This is a genomic window from Actinomadura sp. NPDC049753 (genome assembly GCF_040674655.1).
GTDB classification, from domain to species: domain Bacteria; phylum Actinomycetota; class Actinomycetes; order Streptosporangiales; family Streptosporangiaceae; genus Spirillospora; species Spirillospora verrucosospora.
Genome location: NZ_JBFARL010000043.1, coordinates 22,412 through 46,546, shown reverse-complemented (window position 1 = coordinate 46,546; position 24,135 = coordinate 22,412). Strand labels below are relative to the sequence as shown.

Below are 24,135 nucleotides of genomic sequence, written 5' to 3'. Positions count from 1 at the left end.
GAAGGCCTCGTTCGGCGCCGCGGTGACCGCCCGGCGCGCCGACGCCAGCCAGGCGGCGCGGGGGAACGACGAGGCGTCCGGCTGGCCCTGCCGCAGGTCGTGCGCCGGTTCGGACGGACGGCGCCCGATGGAACGGGCGGTGGGGCGGGCCTGGGGCTGCGCGCCGAGCGCCACCCTCGTCCCGGAGCCCTGGCGGGCGGTCAGCCAGCCCTCGGCGACGAGTTCGGCGTAGGCGTCGGCGACGGTGTTGCGGGCCAGGCCCAGGTCGGCGGCCAGCGAACGGTAGGGCGGCAGCCGGGTGCCGGGGGCCAGCCGCCCGGAGCGGACCGCCGCGCGCAGCGCGCGGGTCAGGGCTGCCCGCCGCCCGCCGCCGGGCAGGTCGAGGTGGAGGTCGGCCCCGATCCGCTCCGCCAGATTGACCCAGTTTTCCGTCATGGGATTGCACCTTATCGCCGGTCGCTTCTCCTTCTAGATTCTGGTGCAGGGCTTGATGACCTGCTGAATCGGAGGAAATGATGAACGACTTGCGCGCCGCTGTCCGCGGACGGGTCCTGCTGCCCGGCGACGCCGGATTCGACGCCGCTCGGCGTCCCTGGAACCTGGCCGTGGAGCAGCCGGTGGAGGCCGTGGTCGAGGCCGCCGACGCCGATGACGTCGCCGCCCTCGTCCGGTACGCCCGTTCCGCCGGGACGGCCATCGCCACGCAGCCCAACGGGCACGGCGCCACCGGCCGCACCGAGGGCGCGATCCTGCTGCGCACCCGGCGGCTGGACGGCCTGGAGATCGACCCCGCGGCCCGCCGGGCCCGGGTGGGCGCGGGCGTCGCCTCGGGGCGGCTCCAGGCGGCGGCCGCGCCGCACGGCCTGACCGGGCTGCCGGGAAGCTCTCCCGTGGTCAGTGTCGCCGGGGTCGCCCTCGGCGGCGGGCTGAGCTGGTTCGGCCGCGCCCACGGGTGGGTCGCCGACAGCGTCACCGCCTTCGAGGTCGTGGACGGCGAGGGCCGCCGCCGGCGCGTCACCGCGGACGCCGACCCCGACCTGTTCTGGGCGCTGCGCGGCGGGGGCGGCGGGCTCGCCGTCGTGACGTCCCTCGATCTGGAGCTGCACCCGGCGCCGCACCTGTACGGCGGCCGGATGCTGTGGCCGGCCGCGCACGCGCCCGAGGTGATGGACGCCTACCGGCAGATCACCGCCGTCGCCCCGGACGAGCTGACCGTCTGGCTGGACCTGCTGCACTTCCCCGGCGCCGACCCGATGGTCGCCGTGGACGTCACCCACCTCGGCCCGGCGGACGAGGCGCGCGACCTGCTGCGCCCCCTGGACCGGCTCGCCCGCCCCCTGTCCGACGGCAGGGCGACCATGCCGGTCTCCGAGCTGGGCGCCATCACGGCCGAGCCCACCGACCCCGGCGCCGGCCGCTCACGGGCCGAACTGCTCACGGAGTTGGACGACCGCGCGGCCAAGGCGCTGCTGGCCGATCCCATCGCCCCGCTGCTGAGCGTGCAGATCCGGCACCTGGAGGGCGCGTTCGCCCGTCCCTCCGACAGCCCGCACGGGCCGCTCACCGAGCCCTACGCGCTGTACATGTTCGGCATTCCGGCCGATCCGGCGACCGCCGAGGCGGTCGCCGCGAAGCAGGAGGCGCTCGCCGGCCTGCTGCCCGCCAGCGGACGCAAGCCCTTCACGTTCCTCAACCCCGAGGAGACCGCCGCGAGCGCCTTCGCCCCCGAGGCGCTGGCCCGCCTCCGCCGCGTCAAGGCCCACCACGACCCGCACGACACCTTCCGCGGCAACTTCCCGGTCACCCCCTGAGAGTCCGGCCGAGAAGAGCACCGCAATAGACACCCTGGGCACAAGAAATTGCCAAGACAGGGTCCGAATTGCAGAAGCATCGTGTCCGCGCCGGTCTGCTGCCTTTATACCGGAACATGGGGGCGGTGCCTCGCCCGGACGCGGCCGTGGCGGCGCGGTTGCGATGACCTGGCCTGTTCCCCGGCGGCCTAGTATGAAGACGGGACCGTCATTCGTCAGTGAACGAGGGGGAAGGCAATTCATGGCGCAGCAGGTCAAGGTTCGCCTGGTCGACGACATCAGCGGCGGGGAGGCGGTGGAAACCGTGTCGTTCTCGCTGGACGGCAGGTCCTATGAGATCGACCTGAACAAGAAGAACGCCGCCAAACTGCGCAAGGTCATCGAGCCTTACCGGGAGCACGCCCGCAAGGCGCGCCGCACCGCGGCGAGGAGCGCCACGCGCACGGCGGGCAGCCGCGAGCGCAGCGCCGAGATCCGCCGGTGGGCGAGGTCGGCGGGAATCCCCGTCAACGACCGCGGGCGTATTCCCGCCGATGTGCTCCAGAAGTTCGAGGCCGCGCACTGACGCGTCACTCCGGCCAGGCAGATGCCCATTTCCAGGCGGCTGCGGGCTCCGGGCCGCTCCGCATCCGGCGCTGAACGCCATGCGGCGAGATCTCCGGAGCACTCGCGGCCGCCTGGCAGGTCCCGCGCGGAATTCGAGCCGAGGCAAAGCGACCGCCGGTCGCTCTCGGGAGGCTGGGCGACGGCGGAAGCGCGATAGGGCCTGTCACGCCCGCCCAGCGGGCACTGGCGGCCCATCAGCAGATGAAGTCCGGCAGCCATACCGCGGACCAGCACCCACTACTGCGACGACCTCAGCCACCACAGCACCCCGCGACAACCCGGGGCCCGCGATCGCGTCCGAAGGCAGATTCGAGCGAAGCAAGAATCTGATCGCGCAGCGAGCCGCAAGGCGAGCCGGAGCGATGCCAGCGATCGCCGCGTTTTTCGACGATGGAGGGCCGCCAGGCCCGAGGAGGAGAAAAAGGCTATAGATACAACCCAGTGCCGTGCTCTGGGCGTTCGCTGGCGATGGCGTGGAGGTCGCGTTCGCGCATGATCAGGTAGTTCTCGCCCTGGATCTCGACCTCGTACTGGTCGGCGGGGTGGAAGAGGACGCGGTCGCCCGGCTTGACGATCCGCACGTGGTGGCCGACCCCGCAGACCTCTCCCCATACCAGGCGGTTCTGCTGCTCGACCGTCGCGGGGATGACGATGCCGCCGGTGCTGCGGCGCTCGCCGCTGTCCTTCTCGGACTTGATCATGACGCGGTCGTGCAGCATCTGGACTTCGAACTTGGGCTCGGACACGCGGGCGAGTTTATCCGTCCGCGCGGGTAGGAACGTTCCGCGCTGCGCCGGGGGCGGGCGGGGCGGGGTCAGGGCAGGGAGGTGAGCCTGGCGTAGACGCCGGGGTAACCGGGCTTGCCGCAGCCGTAGCCCCAGGAGACGAGCGCGGCGACGCGCCCGCCCGCGATGAGCGGGCCGCCGCTGTCGAACTGGCACGAGTCGGCCTTGGCGGATCCGGCGCACAGCATGTCGGAGGGGTCGAAGGAGTCGCCGTAGGCGCGCCGGCACGCCGCGTCGCCGGGGAGCGGGACGCGGGCGGCCCGAAGGCGGGTGTTGAACAGGTCGTTCTCGGAGGTGAAGCCCCACCCGGCGATCTCTCCGGTGCGGGCGGAGCCGGGTGCGCCGAGGGGCGCGGGCGGGCGGTTCACGCGGCGCGCGAGCGTGAGGACGGCGAGGTCGTGGTGGCTGACGGTCTCGTCCTTGAAGGTCGTCTCGCGGTACTTCGGGTGCATGCGCACGGACTTCACCGTGACCGTCTCCCCGCCGCGGCCGGCGAGGTCGTCCCGGCCGAAGGTGGCGGTGAGGACGCCGGGGACCCGGCGGAACATCGACACGCAGTGGCCGGCGGTGAGCAGCCGGTCGGGCTTCACCAGGACGCCGCCGCAGAACTGCCCGGCCGGGCGGACGAAGAAGATGGGGGAGCCCACGGCGGCCATCCACGGGTACCGGGCGGCGGGCGCCGGGGCGCCGCCCACGACGGCGTCGGCGGGGGTGGCGGTGGCGGCGAGCGGCGCGAGCCCCAGGCAGGCTCCGAGCAGCGCGAGACCGACGGACCGGCGGGAGGGCAGGGCCATGGGCCGCACTGTAGGCGATCAGGGGGCGGCGCGCACCCGTTTGCCGGCGGTGGCCCGTCGCGTCTGCGCGGACGGGTCCTCGTAGCGGGGGAACAGCGCCAGCGCGGCCAGCGCGAGCGCGAATCCGCCCGCCCGGAGCGCGAACGGCGCCGTGTCGCGCGGCCATTGCTCGTCGAACAGGACGGTGCTGCTGAGGACGAGGTAGGTCCGGCCGATGACGGTGAGCACGACCGCGACGATCGCGATCCGGCAGCGCTGCAGCGCGACCTGGAGCTGCCCGAGCGCGATCGCGGCGAGGCCGATCGTCAGGTACGGGTAGGGGGACTCCAGGACCGCCCGCGCGCTGCCGGTGTCCTGGTAGACGAGCGAGATGCCGCGGATGCCGGCCTCGGCCAGCCCGGCGCAGGCCCCGGCGCCGATCCCGTAGGCGACCCCGGCGAGCCTGCGGGCGTGCCGCCCGCCCGCGCGGCGGTCGCCGACGAGCCACACCAGGGCCGCGGCGACCACCGCCGGGGCGCACACGGCGAGCATCGTCCAGGGCCGGGCGAGCGTCCCGGCGAGGGTGGCGTCGGCGTGCGGCTCGCCCTCGGTCGTGGCCGACAGGCCGATCAGCCCGGTGGCGAGGACGAACAGCGCGACGCTCGCCCATTCGCGCAGGCTCAGCCGCTCGCCGAGGACCCCGGCCGCGAAGGCGACGAGGAGCACCAGGCCGAGGGCGAAGACGGGCTGCGCGACGGCGAGCGGCACCGCGGAGAACGCGACGACCTCGTAGCCGAGGCCGAGGAACAGCAGCAGGCCGCCGCCCAGCCAGACGGGGTCGGTCAGCATGAGCCGGGCGACGCGGAACGGGCGGCTGCCCCGCAGCGGCTCCATCCGGCGCGCGGAGACGCGGAAGACGAGGAAGGCGATGTAGTAGACGGTGGTGGCGAGCAGGGCGAGGGCGGCGTAGCCCAGGTCGTGACCCATCGGGAAAGACCCTTCGGCGGACGGGGGCGGGAAGAGTCGTCCGGCGCGCCTCGAAGCGACTCGCCCTGCCACGATGCCCTCTCGCACCGCCCGTGACAAGGCCGTGACCCTTGACTACATGATCAATCGTATTGACGGCCGCGGGTGGACGACAGGCGGGAGACGAGCCCCCGGGGCAGGAGCCGTGTGAGCCCGACGACGGCCTTGTACTGCGCTCCCGGGACGCTGACCTGCACGCCGCGGCGCAGGTCGCGCAGGGCGGCGGCCACGACGTCGTCCTTGTCCAGCCACATGAAGTCCGGGACGTCCGACATGTCCATCTGGGCGCGGTCGTGGAACTCGGTGTGCACGAAACCGGGGCACAGCGCCATCACCCGGACGCGGCCCCGCGACCGTTTCCGGATGTCGGCGGCGACGCCCTGGCTGAAGTTCACGACCCACGCCTTGGACGCCCCGTAGGTGCCGCGCGTCGCGAACGCCGCGACCGACGAGACGTTGACGACGCCGCCCCGGCCGCGCGCGAGCATCCCCGGGAGCGCGGCGTGCGTGAGCCGCAGGACGGCCTCGCAGTGCACGCGCAGCATGGTCAGCTCGTCCGACACCGGGACGTCCAGGAACACTCCCTTATTGCCGAACCCGGCGTTGTTGACCAGCAGGTCGACGTCCTTGCGGACGCGCTCCTCGGCCGCGGCCAGGCCCTCCTCGGCGGACAGGTCGGCGGGCAGCGTCTCGGCGCGCACGCCGTAGGCCGCGCGCAGCTCGGCGGCGGTCCGCTCCAGCCGTTCGGCGTCGCGGGCCAGCAGGACCAGGTCGAACCCGTCGGAGGCGAGGCGGCGGGCGAAGGCGGCACCGATCCCCGCGGTCGCGCCGGTGATGAAGGCGGTCGGCATGGCACCGAGCCTAGGGCGCGTTCCCTACCGGGCGGCGGCACGCCGCGCGCGGAAGTGCCGCGGGTCGGGGCGGCGGGTCGCGCGGCGGTAGGCGAAGGTGTAGCCCGGCCAGTTGTTGACGACCTTCCCGCCCTCCGTCATGTACCAGCTCCGGCAGCCCGCCTCCCAGACGGTCGAGCGCATCCGCTCTTGCATCTCCCGGGTGAACGCGTCCTGCACGTCGGGCTTCACTTCGATCCAGGCCAGGCCGGCGCCGCGCAGCGCCTCCACGCATCCGAGGACGTACCGGAACTGCGACTCCAGCATGTAGATGATCGAGTTGTGCCCGAGGTTGGTGTAGGGCCCGTACAGCAGGAACAGGTTGGGGAAGCCGCTGACGGTGATGCCGAGGTGGGCCTGCGCGCCGTCCCGCCAGGCCTCGTTCAGCTCCCGCCCGCCCCGTCCGACGATCTTCATGGGGGACAGGAACTCGGTGGAGCGGAACCCGGTCGCGTACACGATGACGTCGGCCTCGTGCGCGCCGCGCGCGGTCCGGATGCCCGTCGGGGTGACGCGCTCGATCGGGTCGGTGATCAGGTGGACGTCCGGCCTGCTCAGCGCCGGATAGTAGTCGCCGGACAGCAGGATCCGCTTGCACCCCATCCGGTAGCCGGGGACGAGCTCGGCGCGCAGCGCGGGGTCGGCGACCTGCTCGGCCAGGTGGCGGCGGAAGCCGCGCTCCATGATCCCCATCAGCCGCGGGTACCGGATGAAGCCGAGCGCGCGGGCCTCGAACAGCGCGTAGATCCGGGCGCGGCTCAGCGCGTACAGCCCCGGCACGGCCCGCAGCGCGGCCCGCTCCCAGTCCCGGTACGGCCGGTCGGGTTTGTCGATCACGTACGGGGCGGACCGCTGGAACAGCAGCAGCTCCGCCGCCTCCCGGGCGATCTCCGGGACGATCTGGACCGCGCTCGCGCCCGTCCCGATCACCGCGACGCGCCTGCCCCGCAGGTCGGCGCCGTGGTCCCAGCGGGAGGAGTGGAAGGCCGGTCCGGTGAACGACTCGCGGCCCTCGATCGGCGGCAGCTCGGGCCGGTTGAGCTGCCCGCACGCCGAGACCAGCACCCGCGCGGCGAGGTCCCCGGTCGTGGTGGAGATCCGCCAGAGCGCCGCGTCCTCGTCGAACCGCGCCTCGGTCACCTCGGCGCCGAACCGGATCCGGTCCAGGACGCCGTGCTCGCGGGCGCAGTGCCGCAGGTACTCCAGGATCTCCGCCTGCGGCGGGAAGCGGCGCGACCAGTCGGTCTTGCGCTCGAACGAGAACGAGTACAGGTGGGACGGGACGTCGCAGGCCGCGCCCGGGTAGGTGTTGTCGCGCCAGGTCCCGCCGAGGTCGCCGGCCTTCTCCAGGATCACCACGTCGCGGACGCCGGCCTGCCGCAGCCGGATCGCCATCCCGATCCCGCCGAACCCGCTCCCGATGATCACCACGCTGTGCGTCATGGCAGTCCCGAATCTCATTCTGTATCGGTACCCCACGAGCGTAGGTGACCATGAAGTCACTGAGAAGGTGTCGCCGCGGCGCGTTTTGTCGGTCGGTTCTGCCAGCATCCCGGCATGCCCGACGACGCCCTCGCCGCCGAAGCGCGCGCCGACGACGGTCCCGGAACGGTCCAGGCGCTGATGGCGCGCGCCTGCGAGTCCGGGGAGGAGGGCTACCGGCTCGCCCTGCTCATCGAAGAGGCCCTCCCCGGCGCCGAGCGCCTCGGCGCCGGGGCCCTGCGCGAGATGGCGCCGCTGCTGAAGCACGTCAACGGCCTCTTCGCGCGGACCGACGTCCCGATCGGGTACCGGCAGCGGGTCGACCGCCGCCTGCGGGCGCTGCTGGCGAGCGTGGACGAGACGTACCTGCCCGAGGGGGTGCTCCCCGCCCACGACGCCTGGGCCGCGCCGCTCCGCGAGCGGGTGCGGGACGCGCCGTCGGCCGAGCTGACCCGGCTCGTCCGGCACCTGGCGAGCCTGTCGGCGCCGCGGCCCTCGCGCGCGTGGCACCGCGCGTGCGTCGCCCTCGCCGACGAGGCGGCCGCGCGGGAGGACGTCGCCGAGTGCCTCCGCGTGCTGGCGGAGGACGAGCCGCACTGCCCCCGAGAGGACGGCCCGCACACCGAGTCGTCCTGCGGGTACCACCATCTGGTCCATCCGCACCACGGAGACGTCGCGCGCGGCCTCGTCTGGGCGGCGGCCCTCACCGGCGGCCCGGAGGCGGTGCCCCGGCTCCACGCGGTCGCCCTGCGCATGGGGACGGCCGGCCGCGACCTCTACGAGGGCCCCAAGGTCGCGGGCGCGGCGATCAACGCGCTGGGCGCGGTCGACGATCCGCGCGCGCTCGACGCGCTCTGGCGGCTCCGCGCGCCGGTCACCAACCGCGCGCTGCGCAAGCAGCTCGACACGGCGCTCCAGGCGGCGGCCGAGCGGCAGGGCATCACGCGGGCGCAGCTCGTGGAGCGCACCGTCCCCGCCCACGGCCTCGGCCCGGACGGCTCGGCGGAGCGGGTCCTCGGCGACCACACGGCGCGCGTCGCGGTCGAAGGCGCGGCGGCCGTCCGCGTCACCTTCACCGGCCCGGACGGCCGCGTCTCCCGGACGGCCCCGGCCGCGGTCAAGGACGGCTTCCCCGACGAGCTGAGGCGCCTGAAGGCGCTCGCCAAGGAGGTGCGGGCGACGCTGTCGGGCGAGCGGGCGCGCGTCGAGGGCCTCCTGTCCGAGGACCGCGCCTGGCCCTACGCCGAATGGCGCGAGTTCTACCGCGACCACCCGATCACCGGGGCGGTCGTCCACGGCCTCATCTGGGAGTTCCAGGGCGAGGACGGCCGCTGGCGCGCGTCCCTCGGCGCTCCCGGCGGCGACGCCGCGCGGGTCAGGCTCTGGCATCCCATCCGGGCGGCCGTGGACGAGGTGCGGGCCTGGCGGGAGCGCGTCGTCGACCAGCAGGTCCGGCAGCCGTTCAAGCAGGCGTTCCGCGAGATCTACCTCCTCACCCCCGCGGAGGAGGGCACCGCGACCTACTCCAACCGGTACGCGGCGCACATCGTCCACTACCGGCGGCTGTACGCGCTGTTCAAGGAGCGGGGCTGGCAGTCGAACTTCCTCGGCCGGCACGAAGGCGGCCGCCAGGGCGAGGCGCGCGGCGAGTTCGGCGGCGGCGAATGGCGGGCGTGCTTCTACCACGAGCCGGTCGACGACGACGGCGACTGGGCGATCGAGCACGCCACGACCGACCAGGTCCGCTTCGAGCGCAGGCACGGCCGGCGCTGGCGGGAGGCGCCGCTCGCCGACGTCCCGCCGCCGGTGTTCAGCGAGGCGATGCGGGACGTGGACCTGTTCGTCGGCGTCACCTCCATCGCCGCCGACCCGGACTGGGCCGACCGGGGCGAGGACCGTCACGCCGCCTACCGGCGCGAGGCGGGCTTCGGGGCGCTGACCGCGAGCGCCGAGGTCCGCCGCGCGGCGCTGGAGCGCATCCTGCCGCGCACGAGGATCGCCGGCCGCTGCGCCCTGGACGGCCGCCACCTGGTGGTGCGCGGCGAGCTGCGCACCTACAGGATCCATCTCGGGTCGGCGAACGTGCTGATGGAACCGGACGGCGCCTACCTGTGCGTCGTCCAGGGCCGCCGGCCCCCCGGCACGCTGTACCTGCCGTTCGAGGACGAGCGGCTCTCGCTCATCCTCAGCAAGGCGTTCCTGCTGGCCGCCGACCACAAGATCACCGACCCTTCGATCCGGCGGCAGATCGGCGTGTGATCACCTGAACCGTCCCGGAACCGGCGCTTCCATCTGGAAAGATCACCTCATGTCCGACGACCACCGGCCGCCGGCCGCGCTCGACCTTCTGGACCGCCCGCCCGCCTCAGCCGGGCCCGCCGGCCCCGCCGAGTCCGGGGTGCCCGCGCACGGGCTCGGCCGCGACGGCTCGCTGGCCCGCGACATCGGCGGCTACCAGGCGGTCCTCGCCATCGCCGACCCGATGACCGTCCGGCTCACCTTCATCGGCGCGGAGGGCCGCCCGCTGCCGACCGTCCCGGGCGCGCTCAGGACGGGTTTCGCCGCGCAGGTCAAGGAGACGAAGGCGCTGGCGAGGCGGGTCCGCGCGACGCTGGCCGCCGAGCGGGCCCGGGTCGAGGCGCTGATGGCGGCCGAGCGGACCTGGCCCTACGGGCAGTGGTGCCGGCACTACCGCGACCATCCGGTCACCGGACGGGTCGCGCACGGTCTGATCTGGGAGTTCGAGGAGCCGGACGGGCACTGGCACGCCGCCACGCCCGGCGAGGACGTGCTGGTCACCGTGGACGGCCGCGCCCTGCCCGTGCCGCCGGGCGGCGCGCGGGTGCGGCTGTGGCATCCGGTGCGTGCGCTCCCGGGCGCCGTCCGGGCCTGGCGGAGCTTCGTGACCGGCAACCGGATGGCGCAGTCGTTCCGGCAGGCGTTCCGGGAGACCTACCGGCCCGGCCCGCCCGGCGCCGAGACCGACCTGCGCCGCGGCCGCTTCGACGGGGAGGAACGGCGCGTCCTCGCCGGGGGCGCGTGGCGGGTCGGCTGCCGCGAGGGCCGGGCGCGGGTGACGTTCGAGCGGCGGGTCGCCGGGTCCTGGCGGGAGGAGCCGCCGCGGGCCGTTCCGCCGCCGGTGTTCAGCGAGGGGATGCGGGAGGCCGACCTGTTCCTGCACCTCGTCCCGGCCGCGGAGGAGGACCCGTTCGGCGCGCCGTCCGCGACCGCCGAGATCCGGGCGGACGTGCTGCGCCGGATCCTGCCCGGCACGAGGCTCGCCGGCCGCTGCGCGGTCGACGGGCGGTTCCTCGTCGTCCGCGGCGGGCTGCGCACCTACCGCGTCCACCTCGGCTCCGGCGGCGTGCTGATGGAGCCGGGCGGCGACCGGCTGCGGATCGAGCCGTCCCGCCGGACGGGGCAGAAGGGCCTGTTCCTGCCGTTCGAGGACGAGGTGCTGGCACGCGTCCTCGGCACGGCGTTCCTGCTGGCCGCCGACCACCGGATCACCGACGAGGCCGTCCTGCGGCAGATCAGGAAGGACGCCCGATGGAACTGACCGCGCGGCTGCTGCGCGCCATGACCGACCCGACGGCGGAGGACGAGGAGTTCCGCACCTGGTATCCCGACCTGTCGGCGCTGTCCGACCGCGACCTCGGAGACCTCGTGCCCGCCGCCTACTCGGTCGGCCGGGAGGCGCCGTTCGTGTCGATGTCCGTCCGGCTCAGGATCGAGGACGAGGCCAAGCAGCGGCAGCCGCGCTACACGCCGGAGGCGTGCGAGCGGATGTTCCAGGCGCTCGTCGGCGGGCTGGCCCAGCGCAACTGGGCCGACCTCGTGCTCGGCGCGGGCACGCTGGTCCGCTGCACGGGGCCGTGGCCCGACCTCGCCGGGCCCGCCCGGAAGCTGGTCGAGTACCTTCTCGCCCGCGAGCGCCTCGACCAGCCGTTCGCGCTGCTCGCGGTCGGCGGGCTCGCGGGCGACGACGTCCTGCGCGCGGTCGCCGGACGCCTGCGCCAGAAATGGAAGGGACCGATCGTGCAGGACGAACTGGACGCCGTCGTGCGCCTCGCTCCGGTGGAGCGGGTGCTGCTCGCCCAAGTGGCCGAGAGCCGGTCGTTCAACTCCCCGCCCGTCCCGCCCGAGGTGTGGGAGCGCGTCGCCGCCGTCCCCGCCTGCGCCGAGTTCGCCCGCCGCGCCCTGGAGGCCGCCGCGGCCCGCGCCCGCGCCGTCCAGGAGGGAGAGATCCCGTTCCGCGCGGACAGGGCGTTCACCGGGGACGAGGTCGCCGCCGTCGGCCTCGCCGCGCGCATCGCGCTGCTGCGCGACGAGCCGTGGCTGCCCGCCCTGTTCGACCGGCTCCTGCCCGGCGTCTCGGTGGCCCCGACGCAGGCGAGGACGCTGCCGTCACAGGCGCTGCTGTACGAGATCGTCCGGGCCGCGCAGGAGTTCCCCACGCCCGAGCTGGTCACCGCGATCCGGACCGTTCGCGGGATCGTCCGGCACGCCGGGGTGCCCAAGCAGCTCGACAAGATGCTCAAGAAGGTCGAGGCCGCCCTGGCCGAGCGGACCGAGGTCGCGCTGCGCCTCCCCGACCTCGGCTTCGGCCCCGGCGGCGTCCTGCGCAGGGAACTCGGCGACTACACGGCCCTCGTCACGATCACCACGGGCAAGGCCGAGCTGACCTTCGAGAAGGGCGGCACGGCGCTGAAGGGCGTCCCCGTGCCCGTCCGCCGCGACCACAAGGACGAGGTCAAGGAGCTCCGCGACCTCGTCGCACGCGTCAACGCCCAGCTCGTCACGCTCGCGCGGGCGCTGGAGGGCGGCTTCACCGTCGACGCCGTCCACCCGTTCGGCCGGTGGCGGGACACGCTGCTGCGCCATCCGATCGCCGGGCCGGCGGTGCGCACCCTCCTCTGGCAGATCGAGGCCGCGCCCGGCGAGTGGCGCACCGTCCTGCCCGAGACCGACGGACTGCCGGACGCCGCCGACGACGCGTCCGTCCGGCTGTGGCACCCCATCAGGTCGCGGCCGGAGGAGGTGCGCGCCTGGCGCGACCTGCTCGTCGAGCGGCGCATCCGGCAGCCCTTCAAGCAGGCGTTCCGCGAGATCTACCTCCTCACCCCGGCGGAAGAGGAGACCGGGACCTACTCCAACCGGTTCGCCGCGCACCTCGTCCACTACCGGCGGATGTTCGCCCTGTTCCGGGCCCGCGGCTGGACGAGCGCCCTGCTCGGCCCCTGGGACGGCGGAGGCTCCGACGAGGCGGCCCGGACGCTCGCGGCGGGGGAGTGGCGGGTCAGGTTCTCCCACGTCCTGGCCGACTGGCAGGGCGAGCATGAGATCGCCGGCACGAACCGGGTGGTGTTCGACCGCCGCGGCGACGGCGACGGCTGGCGGGAGGCGGCCCTCGCCGACGTCCCGCCGCTGGTGTTCAGCGAGGCGATGCGGGACGTGGACCTGTTCGTCGGCGTCACCTCCATCGCCGCCGACCCCATGTGGGAGGACGGCGAGGCCCACGAGTACTGGGTGCGCGCGTGGTACGCCGACCTCGGCGAGTCGGCCCGGACCCGCGGGAACGCCCTGGAACGCGTCCTGCCGCGCACGAAGATCGCCGACCGCTGCTCGATCGAGGGCCGCCACCTGGTCGTGCGCGGCGACCTGCGCACCTACAGGATCCACCTCGGCTCGGCCAACATCGTGATGGAGCCGGACGACACGTTCCTGTGCGTCGTCCCGGAGCGCCGCGCCGCGGGCGCCAAGGTCTTCCTGCCGTTCGAGGACGAGCGGCTCTCCCTCATCCTCAGCAAGGCGTTCCTGCTCGCCGCCGACGCCGCGATCGACGACGAGTCCATCCTGACGCAGATCAAGCGAGGCGCCTGATGCCCGCCGTGCACTTCCGCGACGAGACGGCCGCCGGCGCGCCGGTCGCCGGGTTCCAGGTCGCCGGGCTGCCCGACCGGATGACCCTCCGGGAGCTGATCAGGCTCCGGGTCCGCGAGGAGGTCGCCCGGCACAACGCCCGCCCCTCCGACCGGTTCCACGGCCTGGTCCGCCCGGACGGCGCCGAGGCCGAGCTGAACGGCTACCGGCTGCGCGAGCCCCGCCGCCTGGACTGGGAGCGGCAGGCCGACATCGCCGAGCGCGCCTTCCTGGGCAACGGGTTCTTCGTCCTCGCCGCCGACCGGCAGGTCGAGGACCTCGACGAGGAGATCGACCTCACCGGCGACCCCGACCTGGTCTTCATCAGGCTCGTCCCGCTCGTCGGCGGCTGAGGGGCTCAGCCGACCAGGCCGAACTCGTGGGCGCGCAGGCCCGCCTGGAAGCGTGAGTCGGCGTCCAGCAGGGTCAGGATCTCCGCGACGCGGCGCCGGTAGGTGCGCAGCGACATGCCGAGCCGGCGCGCGGCGGCCTCGTCCTTCAGCCCGCCGCCGAGCAGCCGCAGGATGCGCAGGCTCTCCTCGTTCAGCGCGGGCGGGCGGCCGCGCCGGTGGTCGGCCAGGTCGGCCGCCGTCTCCCACGTCGCCTCGAAGAGCGAGACCACGCCCTTCACCACGCCCGGCGACCGGACGACGGTGTACTCGCGGACGCCGCCCTCGGCCGGGCCGGCGAGGATGGCGACCCTCCGGTCCACGATGATCGTCTCGTGGGGGAGCGGCGCCGGGCAGATCCGCACCCGCGCGCCCGCGGCGGCGATCGCGAGGAGCCGCCGCTCGGACTCCTCGTCGGCCAGGGCCGCCGGGTTGTACAGCTTGCGGACGGCCGGGGCGGGCCGGATCCGGCGCCGCTCGGCGACGATCCACTCCCGCAGCCCGGGCAGCGCCCACGTGTTCTGGTCCGTCGCGGCGCACGCGAACTCCTCGCACGCGAAGAACAGCCGTCCGGCGCGCTCGACCAGCTCCTCCTCGCCGCGCAGCACGACGTTGCGGTCCAGATCGACGCTCACGGACCCAGTCTGCCACGCGGCCCGCCGCCCGCCGCCGTGGCAGCAAGCTGCCAGCCGTTCGCCGCGGACCGGCGGGCGCAGCACAGTGGACCGCATGACACGACACTTCGACCTCGGCGGCGACCTGCGGATCTCCCGGATGGGCTTCGGCGCGATGCGGCTGCCCGCGAGCACCCGAGGCGGCCCCGCCAACGACCGGGACACCGGAATCAAGATCCTCCAGCGGGCCGTCGAGCTGGGCGTGGACCACGTCGACACGGCCGCGTTCTACTACTACGAGGGCGGCCCCGCGGCCAACGAGATGATCCGCGCCGCGCTCGCGCCCTACCCGCCCGGCCTGGTCGTCGCCACGAAGGTGGGCCCGTACCGGGGCCCGGGCGACCCCTTCCCGTCCGGGCAGCTCCCGGCGTCGGAGCTGCGCGCCGAGGTGGAGCGCAACCTCACCGAGCTCGGGCTCGACCGTCTCGACCTGGTCTACCTGCGGCCCGGCGGGCTGGAGGCCCCGGGGGACGAGCCGGTCGGGGAGCGCTTCGCCGTCCTGGCCGCGCTCCGCGAGGAGGGGCTGATCAGGCATCTCGGGCTGAGCCACGTGAGCCTCGCCCAGCTGGAGGAGGCGCGCGGGATCGCGCCGGTCGCGGCCGTCCAGAACCGGTTCGACGTGACGCGGCCGCAGGACGCCGAGCTCCTCGCCGTATGTGAGCGCGACCACATCGCCTACGCCCCCTACTTCCCGCTCGGCGGGTTCGGCATCCCCGACGACGCGCGCGTCAACGCGGTCGCCGCCCGCCACGGCGCCACCGTGCCGCAGGTGCTGCTGGCCGGGCTGCTGGCGCTCTCGCCGGTGATGCTCGCGATCCCGGGCACCGGCTCCCCGGACCACCTGGAGGAGAACGTCGCCGCCGCGGATCTGGTGCTCGCCCCGGAGGATCTCGACGCCCTGAAGCGCTGAGGACCGCGCGCGCGGCCGCCGGAGCCTCTACCCTGAACGGGTTTGCGATCAGGGGGAGAGGATGTCGACGACGCGGCTGCTGGTGCTCGGCGGGGTGCGCAGGTTCGGGCGGGCGCACGGCTACGAGGTCCGCCGCGAGCTGCTCTCCTGGGGCTCGGACGAGTGGGCCCACGTCAACCCGGGCTCGATCTACCACGCGCTCAGGCAGCTGGCCAAGGAGGGCCTGCTGCACGCCCACGAGGTGGAGGAGAGCGAGGCGGGCCCGCCGCACACCGACTACGAGATCACCGAGGCCGGCCGGGCGGAGTTCCACCGGCTGCTGCGCTCCGCCCTCTCCACGGTGGACGTCCGGCATCCGGAGATGCTGACGGCGGGCCTCGGGTTCCTCACCGAGCTGCCGCGCGCCGAGGCGCTCGCCCTGCTGCGCGAGCGCCTCGACGGCCTGGCCGCCTGGCGCGCCTCCGTCGCCCCGCCCCTGGACGAGCTGGACCGCTCCGACCACCTGCGCGAGCTGCTCGGCTGGTGGGTCCACTCCGCCGACTCCGCCAGGACCTGGACGCTCGGCGTGATCGAGCGCCTGGAGGCGGGCGCCTACGTCATGGCCGACGAGCGCGGCGCGACCGGCTGACGGGCCCGGCCGCCCGCGGCGTCTCGCGGCCGGTCAGGTGTCGACGAACGTCCGGGGGACGATCACCCGCAGCGCGTTGCCGCGCAGCTTGATCGACACGGGGGTGCGGCCGCGGACCTCGCCGTCCACGTCCACCTGCATCGGCGGGTCGGTCTCGATCTCCACGTTCGCCGTGGTGAGGAAGGCGTCGTCGTCCAGCGACCGCCACGGGCCGGTGAGGACGTGCCGGGCCGTGGCCGACGCCAGCCGCAGCCGCCGCTCGTCGCCGAGCCGGTACACGGCCAGCAGCCGGTCGTCCGGGCTGGCGTCGCGGGCGATGCGCTGCCCGCTGTGGTGCGCGCCGTTGGCGACGTTCAGCTGGTGCGTCGAGACCTCGTGCGTCTCGCCGTCGATCGTGATCCGGGCGGTGAACGCCTCGTGCCGGGGCAGCAGCCCCGCCGCCGTCAGCGCGTAGGCGGGGCGGCCGATGAACCGCTTGAGCGTGTGCGGGACGTGCTCGGCGACCTGGACCGACAGGCCGAGGCTGACCATGTTGGCGAAGATGTGCTCGCGGTCGGCGCCGGGCCCCTCGCCCTGCGGGTCGCCCGTCGACTCGAACCAGCCGACGTCGACGTCGGCGACCTTCCCGCCGCCCGGCCGGCCGAGGGCGAGGGTCGCGACCGCGCCCGGCAGGTCGAGCGGCAGCTCCAGGCTGCGGGCGAAGTTGTTGGTGGTGCCGAGCGGCAGCACCCCGAGCGCGATGTCGCGGTGCGCCAGGTGCCCGACGGCCTCGGCGACCGTGCCGTCCCCGCCGCCGACGACCACGAGGTCGGGCTCCAGGGCGAGGACGTCGGCGAAGAGCTCCCGCAGGCGGGCAGGGTCGGTCACCGGGAAGACGTGCGGGAACTCCAGGCCCGCCTCGCGCAGCAGCCGGCGCGCCGTGCCGTAGAGCCGCCGGCCCCGCCGGGAGCGGGAGTTGATCACCAGGGCCGCGCGCCCGCCGCCCGCGATCGCCGACTCCAGCTCAGCCTTGCTCCGCATCTGGACGCTCCGCATCTCTTCCGGTCGCCCCCTTCGTCCGCGCCACCCTGGAGGGTACGTGGACCGGAACTCCCGGCCCGACATTTTATAAACCGATTACACAGCGTTGAAACATTCCCGTCAGAGGGAACCTTTACCAGCAGGCACCTCTGGACGACCGGGGGAGATCATGCGGTTGCGCGGCTTGGCGGGGGCGGGACTCATCGTTGCGGTCGCCGGGCTGACCGCGTCCATCGCCGCGGGCGGCACGGCCCCGCCCGGCGCCCCGGCCGACGACGGCGCGGCCGTGGTCGGCGAGCGCCGCCCGCGCCGCCGCGTCCTCGACCTGGCCGTGCGTTCCCCCGTCCTGGGGGGCGTCGCCCACGTCCGCCTCCTGCTGCCGCCCGGCTGGTCGCGCCACGCCTCCCGCACCTGGCCGGTGCTCTGGCTCCTGCACGGGGCCTCCGCGGGCCGGGACGGCCACACCGCGTGGAGCGAGCACAGCGACATCGAGGAGCTGACCGAGGACGCCGATGTGATCGTCGTCATGCCGGACGGCGGCCCGTGCGGCAGCTACACCGACTGGTGGAACCGCGGCGGCGGCGGCGCCCCGAAGTGGGAGACCTTCCACCTCGCCGAGCTGCGGCAGATCCTGGAGCGCGGATACCGCGCGGGTCCGGACCGCGCCGTCGCCGGCAACGCGATGGGCGGGCTCGGCGCGCTGGCGTACGCGGCCCGGCACCGGGGCCTCTTCCGGGCGGCGGCGTCGTTCAGCGGGCCGGTGCACACGCTGCACCGCGACCCGGCCGGGCTCGACGTCGCCGACCTCGTCGAGCTGAGCGTCGCGATCGGCGCGCCGTCCCTCGACTGGACGGACGTGTGGGGCGACCCCGACGAGCAGCGCGTCGTGTGGCGCCAGCACAACCCCTACGACCTCGCCGGGCGCCTCGCGGGCGTCCGGGTGCACGTCAGTGCGGGGGACGGAGGCCCCGGCCCCTTCGACCACCCCGGCCGGGGCGGGCGGGACGCCGTCCCGCACGACGCGCTGGAGGCCCTCGTTCACACCGTCTCCCGCGAGTTCGCGGGCAAGCTGAAGAAGCTCGGCGTCCCCGTCTCCACGCACTTCTACCGCGGCACCCACACCTGGCCGTACTGGCGCCGCGAGTTGCGGGCCGCGCTGCCCGCCCTGCTCGCCGAGATCACCTGAGCGGCGGCTAGGGTCGGGGCGTGGCCGAACCTCGTTCTGATTCAGCTGTCCCCGCGTTCTGGCGGTCGCTCGGGCTGCCCGGCATCATCGACGTCCACGTCCACTTCATGCCGCAGCGGCTGATGAGCGCGGTGTGGGACTACTTCGACGAGGCCGGGCCGCTGATCGGCACCGAGTGGCCCATCCGCTACCGGGACTCCGAGCAGGAGCGGCTGGACTTCCTGCGCGGGCTCGGCGTCCGCGCGTTCACCTCGCTCGCCTACCCGCACCGGCCCGGAATGGCCGAGTCCCTGAACGAGTGGGCCGCCCGGTTCGCCGCCCGGGTCCCCGAATGCCTCCAGTCCGCCACGTTCTATCCCGAGCCCGGTGTCGAGGAGTACGTGCGCCGCGCGCTGGACGCGGGCGCCCGCGTCTTCAAGGTCCACCTCCAGGTCGGCGGCTTCGATCCGCGCCTCAAGGAGCTGGACGCCGTCTGGGGGATGCTCGCCGACGCCGGCGTGCCCGCCCTCGTCCACGCCGGCTCCGGGCCGGTGGCCAACGGCTTCACCGGGCCCGGCCCGTTCGGCGAGGTGCTCGCCCGCCACCCGGGTCTGACGGCGATCGTCGCCCACCTCGGCGCGCCGGAGTTCGAGGGCTTCGTCGCCCTCGCCGACGCCCACGAGCGCGTCCACCTCGACACGACGATGATCTTCACCCGCTTCGCCGCCCTGGCGCCCTTCCCGGACGCGCTGCTGCCCCGGCTGCGCGACCTCGGCCTGGAGGGGCGCATCTTGCTCGGCACGGACTTCCCGAACATCCCCTACGAGTACGCGCACCAGCTGGAGTCGCTGGCCGCGCTCGGCCTCGGCGACGACTGGCTGCGCTCGGTCTGCTGGCACGGCCCCGCCGGCCTGTTCGCCCTCTCCTAGACGCCGGCCGCCGTTTCACGGGCTTTCACGCCGGGTGCCTGGTCAGCGCGGGACGGGTGGAGCCGTCCTTGACAGGCCGGGTGTCGGGGCCGACCGTGGGAGCGCTCCCACCCCGTCGATCGAGGACCCCGTATGAGAACGACCGTGACCCTGAGACTCCGGCGGACCCGCCTCGTCCCGATCATCATGGCCGTGCTGCTGGCGCTGGCGTTCGTCCAGGCCGCGCCGCGCCCCGCCCGCGCGGCCGGCGCCGGCTACTGGCACACCAGCGGCCGGCAACTGCTCGACGCCGCCGGGCAGCCGGTGCGGATGACGGGCATCAACTGGTTCGGCGCCGAGACGTCCAACTACGCCCCGCACGGCCTCTGGTCGCGCGGCTACAAGGACATGCTCGACCAGATCAAGAGCCTGCGCTACAACACGCTGCGGCTGCCCTACAGCAGCCAGCTGTTCGACTCCGGAAGCGTCCCGAACAGCATCGACTACTCCAAGAACCCCGACCTCCAGGGGCTGAACGGGCTGCAGATCCTGGACAAGATCATCGCCTATGCGGGGCGGATCGGGCTCAAGGTCGTCCTCGACCGGCACCGCCCGGACTCCGGCGGCCAGTCCGCGCTCTGGTACACCGCCGCCTACCCCGAGTCCCGCTGGATCTCCGACTGGACGATGCTCGCCCGGCACTACGCGGGCGACACCACGGTCATCGGGGCCGACCTGCACAACGAGCCGCACTCCCCGGCGTGCTGGGGCTGCGGCGACCAGACGAGGGACTGGCGCTTGGCCGCCGAGCGGGCGGGCAACGCGATCCTCGCGGCCAACCCCGACTGGCTGATCATCGTCGAGGGCGTCAACGACCAGAACGGCGACAACTACTGGTGGGGCGGCAACCTCCAGGGCGCCGCGCAGTACCCGGTGCGGCTGAACGTCGCGAACCGGCTCGTCTACTCCGCCCACGACTACGCCACGTCGGTGTACCCGCAGCCGTGGTTCGACGACCCGTCCTTCCCGTCCAACCTGGCCGGGATCTGGGACAAGAACTGGGGCTACCTCTACAAGAACAACGTCGCGCCGGTCCTGCTCGGCGAGTTCGGGACGACGCTGCGGGACCCGCGCGACCAGACGTGGCTGCGCACCCTGATGGCCTACCTCGGCAAGGGCGCGGGCGGTGTCTCCTTCACCTACTGGTCGTGGAACCCCAACTCGGGCGACACCGGCGGCATCCTCAACGACGACTGGACGACCGTGAACACGGCGAAGCAGGCCTACCTCGACCCCTACCTGCTCGGCGCGGGCGACCCGGGCGGCGACCCCGGCGACCCGGGCACGCCGGCGACGTCGTGCAAGGTCGCCTACACGGTGCAGAACAGCTGGTCAGGCGGTTTCACCGCCCAGGTCACCATCACCAACACCGGGTCGTCGGCGCTGAACGGCTGGACGCTGGAGTTCGCTTTCCCCGGCGATCAGAAGGTCGGCCAGGGGTGGAGCGCGGCCTGGTCGCAGAGCGGCGCCGCCGTCACGGCCAAGAACCTGGACTGGAACGCCTCGATCACGCCCGGCGCCTCGCTCTCGGTCGGGTTCCAGGCGACCGGTGCGGCGAGCGGCGCGCCCGCCGCGTTCGAGGTGAACGACAAGGCATGCGAGGTATGACATGACCAGGAAGGCCTGGCCCGCCGTCCTCGCGGCCGCCGCGCTCCTGCCGTGGGCCGCGCCCCCGGCGCAGGCCGCGGACGGGCCCGCGCTGACCGTCGACCCGTCCGCGTCCCGGCACGCGATCACTTGTGGAGCATTCTGCGGGCGGGCGTGCTGCACGAATGCACAGTGCATGCAGTCCTAATATCGCTTCGGCCTGTCATAGACGGAATCTAGGATCGGGGTGTGCAGCTCAGGTATCGGTTCCGGCTCTTCCCGGCCCCTGGCCAGCAGCAGGCGCTGGCCAGGGCGTTCGGGTGTGCGCGGGTGGTGTTCAACGACGCCCTGCGCACACGCGAGCAGGCGCGCGCGGCCGGGCTGGCGTACCCGTCGGACGGGGAGTTGTCCAAGCGGGTCATCACCGAAGCGAAGAAGACTCCCGAGCGGGTGTGGCTGGGCGAGGTTTCGGCTGTCGTCCTGCAGCAGGCCCTGGCTGATCTGAACGCCGCCCACCGCAACTTCTTCGCGTCGGTGTCGGGGATGCGGAAGGGCCCTGTGGTCGGGGCGCCCCGGTACCGGTCCCGCAAGGACCGGCGGCAGGCGATCCGGTTCACCCGCAACGCCCGCTGGAAGATCACCGCGGGCGGGAAGCTGCGCCTGCCCAAGATCGGGGACGTACCGGTGCGGTGGTCCCGGACGCTGCCGTCGGCGCCATCGTCGGTGACGGTGATCCGGGACGCGGCAGGCCGGTACTTCACCTCCTTCGTCGTCGAAACCGCCGACGAGCCGCTGCCGGATACGGCGGCCGAGGTCGGCGTCGATCTGGGGCTGACGCATTTCGCGGTGCTGTCGGACGGCCGCAAGATCAGCAGCCCCAGGTTCCTGCGCCGCGCCGAGCGCAGGCTCCGCAAGGCGCAGCAGGCTCTGTCCCGCAAGACCGAGGGGTCGGCCAACCGGCGCAAGGCCGCCGCAAGGGCCGCCCGGCTGCACGTACGGGTCGCCGACGCGCGGCGTGACCACCACCACAAGCTGTCCACACAACTGGTCCGCGACAACCAAGCGGTCTATGTGGAGAACCTGTGCGTGAACGGTCTGGCCCGCACCCGGCTCGCCAAGTCCGTGCACGACGCGGGCTGGGCCCAGTTCCTGGCGATGCTGGAGTACAAGGCCGCCCGGCACGGACGCACCTTCGCCAAGGTCGACCGCTGGTTCCCCTCCTCGAAGCTATGCGGGGCTTGCGGGACGGTCGCCGAGTCGATGCCGCTGAACATCCGCACGTGGGCCTGCGCATGCGGCGCAGTCCACGACCGGGATGTCAACGCCGCCAACAACATCCTGGCCGCCGGACGGGCGGACAGGCTAAACGCCTGCGGAGGGACCGCAAGACCTCCCGCCCAGGGAGGCAGGACCCGGCGAAACAGGAAGCCACAGAAGCGCCGCACATGCGGTACAGGCTGAACCCCCAGCCCCTCAAGCTGGAGAGCGCGTCAAAACTACCTCTACGACGACGGACCGCCGACCGGGGCTCGGGCTGGTACTCCGAGAACTTGTCAGGCATGGCGCAGGACCCTGCGAAGGGCTGGTGGTCGCACGATGCGCCGCCCGCGTGCTCGCGCGGGTCGCCCCCCGCCACAGGCCGGGGGCGGACGGGTTCACCTCGACGTTCCCCGCGTCCTCGATCACACTGGTCGAGATCCCGGCGGGCGGCGGCCCGGCCGCCCCGGCGTGCGCGGCCGGCTACTCGGTACAGAGCCAGTGGGGGACGGGCTTCACCGCGCAGGTCACCGTCGCCAACACCGGGACCTCGCCCATCGAGGGCTGGACGCTGGGATTCGCGTTCGCCGCGGGGCAGCGCGTCACCCAGGGCTGGAACGCCGCCTGGTCGCAGAACGGCCCGGACGTGACCGCCCGCAACCTCGACTGGAACCGGACGATCCGGCCGGGAGGCTCGGTGACGATCGGCTTCAACGGATCGAGCGGCGGGACGAACCCGCCCCCGAGCGCCTTCACGGTGAACGGCGCCGCCTGCACCACCCGCTGATCACGGGGCGGCGCGCCCGAGCGGCCTAGTGGTCGCACGGCGCGCCGCCCGCGTGCTCGTGGGGCTCGGCGGCCTCCGCCACATGGCGGGGGCCGTGCGCGTCGTCGCAGTGGACGTGGCCGCCGCCGGACGGCTCGTCCACGTGGTCGACCTCCAGGGTCGTGTGCGTGATCGCGTAGGCGTCGCGCAGCAGCTCCTGCAGGTCCCGGCGGACGGCGTGGCAGTCGCCCTGGGAGTCCACGAGCACGTGCGCCGACAGGGCCGGGTAGCCCGAGCTGACCTCCCACACGTGCAGGTCGTGGACCTCCTCGACGCAGGGGCGCCCGGCGAGCCGCGCGCCGAGCTCGGACGGGTCGATCCCGGCGGGCGCGGCCTCCATGAGCACCCGGCCCGCGTCCCGCAGCAGCCGGTACCCGGCCTTGAGCATCAGCGCGGCCACCACCAGCGAGGCGATCGCGTCCGCGCGGGCGAAGCCCGTCGTCCACACGACCAGGCCGGCGACCGCGGTCGCGACGAACGCGAACAGGTCGTTCAGGATGTGCTGGAACGCGCCCTCGACGTTCAGGCTGCGCCGGTCCGCCCGGCTGATCAGCATGGTCGCCGCGACGTTGACGGCGATGCCCGCGAGGGCCGTCCAGAAGACGAACTGGCCCTCCACCGCGGGCGGCTCGACCAGCCGCCGGACCCCCTCGTACACGAAGTAGACGGTGAGCAGGATCAGCGTCAGCCCGTTCAGCTGCGCGGAGAGGATCTCGGCGCGGCGCAGGCCGAAGGTGTACCCGCCCTTCGGCGGGCGCGCGGCGATGCGCATCGCGACCAGCGCCAGCGCGATCGCGAACGCGTCGGTCATCATGTGCGCGGCGTCGGTGATCAGTGCCAGCGACCCGGCGAGCAGGCCGATGACCACCTCGCCCGACATGTAGGCGATGATCAGCACCAGCGCGCCGGTCAGCAGCCGCCGGTCGGCGCCGGCGGAGACGGCGTGCCCGTGGCCGTGGCCGTGCCCCCCGTGCCGGTCGGCCCCGTGCCCCCGCTTCCCGGGCGTGTCCTCGCGGTCCCCGATCATGTGCCTTCCTCCCCGTGGCCGACGTGGGTGAGGGCGAGATCGAGCAGCAGCCGGACGTGCGAGTCGTCCAGCCGGTAGTAGGCCATCCGGCCGGCGCGGCGGACGCGCACGACGCGGTTGGCGCGCAGCAGGCGCAGCGCGTGCGAGACCGCCGACTCCGAGTGCCCGCAGGACGCGGCGATGTCGCACACGCACATCTCTCCCCCCTCGAGCAGTGCGGTGATCACCCGCAGCCGGCCGGGGTCGGACAGCAGCCCGAACACCTGCGCCAGCTCGGTGATCGTCTCCGTGTCCGGCAGGGAGGCCGAGACGGCGGCGACCTTCGCGGCGTCGACCACCCGGACGGCGCAGGCGTCCGGGGCGATGACATCTGAAGCACTGCTCATATG

General features: G+C 73.8%; 24 protein-coding genes. 14 read left to right on the top strand and 10 right to left on the bottom strand.

The genetic code is table 11. The annotated features are described in order from the left end of the window. On the bottom strand, nucleotides 1-435 hold a 435-nt coding region (locus AB0K37_RS14430), incomplete at its 3' end, for a GntR family transcriptional regulator (RefSeq protein WP_363980008.1). Nucleotides 436-515: 80 nt separating this feature from the next. Here AB0K37_RS14430 and AB0K37_RS14425 point away from each other — a divergent pair. Next, nucleotides 516-1,811 carry an FAD-dependent oxidoreductase gene (locus AB0K37_RS14425; protein WP_363980005.1) on the top strand — a complete coding sequence of 432 codons (1,296 nt, stop codon included), beginning with the start codon at nucleotides 516-518 and terminating at the stop codon, nucleotides 1,809-1,811. Between the two features lie 241 nt (nucleotides 1,812-2,052). After that, the gene (locus AB0K37_RS14420) at nucleotides 2,053-2,376 is read left to right on the top strand and encodes an Lsr2 family protein (protein WP_345182244.1); all 324 of its coding nucleotides are present in this window, start codon (nucleotides 2,053-2,055) and stop codon (nucleotides 2,374-2,376) included. A gap of 466 nt (nucleotides 2,377-2,842) precedes the next feature. Here the strand turns inward: AB0K37_RS14420 and AB0K37_RS14415 are convergent, their stop codons facing one another. From AB0K37_RS14415 to AB0K37_RS14395, 5 genes are all read right to left on the bottom strand, one after another. Next, nucleotides 2,843-3,163, bottom strand: a complete 321-nt coding sequence (locus tag AB0K37_RS14415; RefSeq protein ID WP_345182246.1) for a co-chaperone GroES — start codon at nucleotides 3,161-3,163, stop codon at nucleotides 2,843-2,845. Nucleotides 3,164-3,231: 68 nt separating this feature from the next. After that, nucleotides 3,232-3,996: a serine protease gene (locus AB0K37_RS14410; protein ID WP_363980001.1), complete on the bottom strand. Its 765-nt coding sequence runs from the start codon at nucleotides 3,994-3,996 to the stop codon at nucleotides 3,232-3,234. An 18-nt stretch (nucleotides 3,997-4,014) separates the two neighbouring features. Then, entirely contained in the window at nucleotides 4,015-4,962 is a 948-nt protein-coding gene (locus AB0K37_RS14405) for a DMT family transporter (RefSeq protein WP_363979998.1), read from the bottom strand. 122 nt (nucleotides 4,963-5,084) lie between these two features. After that, the gene (locus tag AB0K37_RS14400) at nucleotides 5,085-5,852 is read right to left on the bottom strand and encodes an SDR family oxidoreductase (RefSeq protein ID WP_363979995.1); all 768 of its coding nucleotides are present in this window, start codon (nucleotides 5,850-5,852) and stop codon (nucleotides 5,085-5,087) included. 24 nt (nucleotides 5,853-5,876) lie between these two features. Continuing rightward, complete coding sequence (locus AB0K37_RS14395) at nucleotides 5,877-7,352, bottom strand: NAD(P)/FAD-dependent oxidoreductase (protein ID WP_363979992.1); 1,476 nt, start codon at nucleotides 7,350-7,352, stop codon at nucleotides 5,877-5,879. 96 nt (nucleotides 7,353-7,448) lie between these two features. On the opposite strand from AB0K37_RS14395, the gene AB0K37_RS14390 reads away from it, so the two are divergent. The 4 genes from AB0K37_RS14390 to AB0K37_RS14375 are packed head-to-tail and all read left to right on the top strand — an operon-like array spanning nucleotide 7,449 to nucleotide 13,648. Beyond that, nucleotides 7,449-9,632 (top strand): DUF4132 domain-containing protein, encoded by a 2,184-nt coding sequence (locus AB0K37_RS14390; protein ID WP_363979989.1) that lies wholly within the window; start codon nucleotides 7,449-7,451, stop codon nucleotides 9,630-9,632. 49 nt (nucleotides 9,633-9,681) lie between these two features. Continuing rightward, nucleotides 9,682-10,932, top strand: coding sequence for a DUF4132 domain-containing protein (locus AB0K37_RS14385; RefSeq protein ID WP_363979986.1), 1,251 nt, complete (start codon nucleotides 9,682-9,684; stop codon nucleotides 10,930-10,932). After that, on the top strand, nucleotides 10,923-13,256 hold the full coding sequence (locus AB0K37_RS14380; RefSeq protein WP_363979983.1) for a DUF4132 domain-containing protein: 2,334 nt from the start codon (nucleotides 10,923-10,925) through the stop codon (nucleotides 13,254-13,256). Before AB0K37_RS14385 ends, AB0K37_RS14380 begins: the two co-directional genes overlap by 10 nt. Beyond that, on the top strand, nucleotides 13,256-13,648 hold the full coding sequence (locus tag AB0K37_RS14375) for a hypothetical protein (RefSeq protein ID WP_363979980.1): 393 nt from the start codon (nucleotides 13,256-13,258) through the stop codon (nucleotides 13,646-13,648). Before AB0K37_RS14380 ends, AB0K37_RS14375 begins: the two co-directional genes overlap by 1 nt. 5 nt (nucleotides 13,649-13,653) lie before the next feature. On the opposite strand, the gene AB0K37_RS14370 is transcribed toward AB0K37_RS14375, so the two are convergent. Beyond that, nucleotides 13,654-14,319: a DNA-binding response regulator gene (locus AB0K37_RS14370; RefSeq protein ID WP_363979977.1), complete on the bottom strand. Its 666-nt coding sequence runs from the start codon at nucleotides 14,317-14,319 to the stop codon at nucleotides 13,654-13,656. A gap of 94 nt (nucleotides 14,320-14,413) precedes the next feature. Here AB0K37_RS14370 and AB0K37_RS14365 point away from each other — a divergent pair, with 94 nt between their 5' ends. Then, complete coding sequence (locus AB0K37_RS14365; RefSeq protein WP_363979974.1) at nucleotides 14,414-15,268, top strand: aldo/keto reductase; 855 nt, start codon at nucleotides 14,414-14,416, stop codon at nucleotides 15,266-15,268. Nucleotides 15,269-15,329: 61 nt separating this feature from the next. After that, nucleotides 15,330-15,896, top strand: coding sequence for a PadR family transcriptional regulator (locus tag AB0K37_RS14360; protein ID WP_363979971.1), 567 nt, complete (start codon nucleotides 15,330-15,332; stop codon nucleotides 15,894-15,896). Between the two features lie 33 nt (nucleotides 15,897-15,929). Here AB0K37_RS14360 and AB0K37_RS14355 read toward each other — a convergent pair whose 3' ends face one another. After that, nucleotides 15,930-16,916 (bottom strand): diacylglycerol kinase family protein, encoded by a 987-nt coding sequence (locus tag AB0K37_RS14355; protein ID WP_363979968.1) that lies wholly within the window; start codon nucleotides 16,914-16,916, stop codon nucleotides 15,930-15,932. Between the two features lie 169 nt (nucleotides 16,917-17,085). Between AB0K37_RS14355 and AB0K37_RS14350 the strand changes: the two genes are divergently transcribed. The 6 genes from AB0K37_RS14350 to AB0K37_RS14325 all read left to right on the top strand — a co-directional run bounded on the left by AB0K37_RS14350 (nucleotide 17,086) and on the right by AB0K37_RS14325 (nucleotide 22,680). Further along, the gene (locus tag AB0K37_RS14350) at nucleotides 17,086-18,102 is read left to right on the top strand and encodes an alpha/beta hydrolase family protein (protein WP_363979965.1); all 1,017 of its coding nucleotides are present in this window, start codon (nucleotides 17,086-17,088) and stop codon (nucleotides 18,100-18,102) included. 20 nt (nucleotides 18,103-18,122) lie between these two features. Then, nucleotides 18,123-19,010, top strand: coding sequence for an amidohydrolase family protein (locus tag AB0K37_RS14345; RefSeq protein ID WP_363979962.1), 888 nt, complete (start codon nucleotides 18,123-18,125; stop codon nucleotides 19,008-19,010). 144 nt (nucleotides 19,011-19,154) lie between these two features. Continuing rightward, the gene (locus AB0K37_RS14340) at nucleotides 19,155-20,657 is read left to right on the top strand and encodes a cellulase family glycosylhydrolase (RefSeq protein WP_363979959.1); all 1,503 of its coding nucleotides are present in this window, start codon (nucleotides 19,155-19,157) and stop codon (nucleotides 20,655-20,657) included. A gap of 1 nt (nucleotide 20,658) precedes the next feature. Then, complete coding sequence (locus AB0K37_RS14335) at nucleotides 20,659-20,844, top strand: hypothetical protein (RefSeq protein ID WP_363979956.1); 186 nt, start codon at nucleotides 20,659-20,661, stop codon at nucleotides 20,842-20,844. Between the two features lie 41 nt (nucleotides 20,845-20,885). Further along, nucleotides 20,886-22,097 carry a transposase gene (locus AB0K37_RS14330; protein ID WP_363979953.1) on the top strand — a complete coding sequence of 404 codons (1,212 nt, stop codon included), beginning with the start codon at nucleotides 20,886-20,888 and terminating at the stop codon, nucleotides 22,095-22,097. 124 nt (nucleotides 22,098-22,221) lie between these two features. Beyond that, the gene (locus tag AB0K37_RS14325; protein WP_363979950.1) at nucleotides 22,222-22,680 is read left to right on the top strand and encodes a cellulose-binding domain-containing protein; all 459 of its coding nucleotides are present in this window, start codon (nucleotides 22,222-22,224) and stop codon (nucleotides 22,678-22,680) included. A 25-nt stretch (nucleotides 22,681-22,705) separates the two neighbouring features. Here AB0K37_RS14325 and AB0K37_RS14320 read toward each other — a convergent pair whose 3' ends face one another. Both AB0K37_RS14320 and AB0K37_RS14315 read right to left on the bottom strand, forming a co-directional pair. Continuing rightward, nucleotides 22,706-23,746: a cation diffusion facilitator family transporter gene (locus tag AB0K37_RS14320; RefSeq protein ID WP_363979947.1), complete on the bottom strand. Its 1,041-nt coding sequence runs from the start codon at nucleotides 23,744-23,746 to the stop codon at nucleotides 22,706-22,708. Then, nucleotides 23,743-24,132, bottom strand: a complete 390-nt coding sequence (locus AB0K37_RS14315; RefSeq protein ID WP_363979944.1) for a metalloregulator ArsR/SmtB family transcription factor — start codon at nucleotides 24,130-24,132, stop codon at nucleotides 23,743-23,745. The genes AB0K37_RS14320 and AB0K37_RS14315 overlap by 4 nt, the downstream gene beginning before the upstream one ends. Nucleotides 24,133-24,135 lie beyond the last annotated feature (3 nt).

What these genes read in the sequence shown, in the direction of transcription:
- AB0K37_RS14425 (WP_363980005.1), top strand. Translation starts at nt 516, where the DNA reads ATGAACGACTTGCGCGCCGCTGTCCGCGGACGGGTCCTGCTGCCCGGC.
- AB0K37_RS14420 (WP_345182244.1), top strand. Translation starts at nt 2,053, where the DNA reads ATGGCGCAGCAGGTCAAGGTTCGCCTGGTCGACGACATCAGCGGCGGG.
- AB0K37_RS14410 (WP_363980001.1), bottom strand. Translation starts at nt 3,996, where the DNA reads ATGGCCCTGCCCTCCCGCCGGTCCGTCGGTCTCGCGCTGCTCGGAGCC.
- AB0K37_RS14405 (WP_363979998.1), bottom strand. Translation starts at nt 4,962, where the DNA reads ATGGGTCACGACCTGGGCTACGCCGCCCTCGCCCTGCTCGCCACCACC.
- AB0K37_RS14400 (WP_363979995.1), bottom strand. Translation starts at nt 5,852, where the DNA reads ATGCCGACCGCCTTCATCACCGGCGCGACCGCGGGGATCGGTGCCGCC.
- AB0K37_RS14395 (WP_363979992.1), bottom strand. Translation starts at nt 7,352, where the DNA reads ATGAGATTCGGGACTGCCATGACGCACAGCGTGGTGATCATCGGGAGC.
- AB0K37_RS14390 (WP_363979989.1), top strand. Translation starts at nt 7,449, where the DNA reads ATGCCCGACGACGCCCTCGCCGCCGAAGCGCGCGCCGACGACGGTCCC.
- AB0K37_RS14385 (WP_363979986.1), top strand. Translation starts at nt 9,682, where the DNA reads ATGTCCGACGACCACCGGCCGCCGGCCGCGCTCGACCTTCTGGACCGC.
- AB0K37_RS14380 (WP_363979983.1), top strand. Translation starts at nt 10,923, where the DNA reads ATGGAACTGACCGCGCGGCTGCTGCGCGCCATGACCGACCCGACGGCG.
- AB0K37_RS14375 (WP_363979980.1), top strand. Translation starts at nt 13,256, where the DNA reads ATGCCCGCCGTGCACTTCCGCGACGAGACGGCCGCCGGCGCGCCGGTC.
- AB0K37_RS14365 (WP_363979974.1), top strand. Translation starts at nt 14,414, where the DNA reads ATGACACGACACTTCGACCTCGGCGGCGACCTGCGGATCTCCCGGATG.
- AB0K37_RS14360 (WP_363979971.1), top strand. Translation starts at nt 15,330, where the DNA reads ATGTCGACGACGCGGCTGCTGGTGCTCGGCGGGGTGCGCAGGTTCGGG.
- AB0K37_RS14355 (WP_363979968.1), bottom strand. Translation starts at nt 16,916, where the DNA reads ATGCGGAGCAAGGCTGAGCTGGAGTCGGCGATCGCGGGCGGCGGGCGC.
- AB0K37_RS14350 (WP_363979965.1), top strand. Translation starts at nt 17,086, where the DNA reads ATGCGGTTGCGCGGCTTGGCGGGGGCGGGACTCATCGTTGCGGTCGCC.
- AB0K37_RS14335 (WP_363979956.1), top strand. Translation starts at nt 20,659, where the DNA reads ATGACCAGGAAGGCCTGGCCCGCCGTCCTCGCGGCCGCCGCGCTCCTG.
- AB0K37_RS14320 (WP_363979947.1), bottom strand. Translation starts at nt 23,746, where the DNA reads ATGATCGGGGACCGCGAGGACACGCCCGGGAAGCGGGGGCACGGGGCC.
- AB0K37_RS14315 (WP_363979944.1), bottom strand. Translation starts at nt 24,132, where the DNA reads ATGAGCAGTGCTTCAGATGTCATCGCCCCGGACGCCTGCGCCGTCCGG.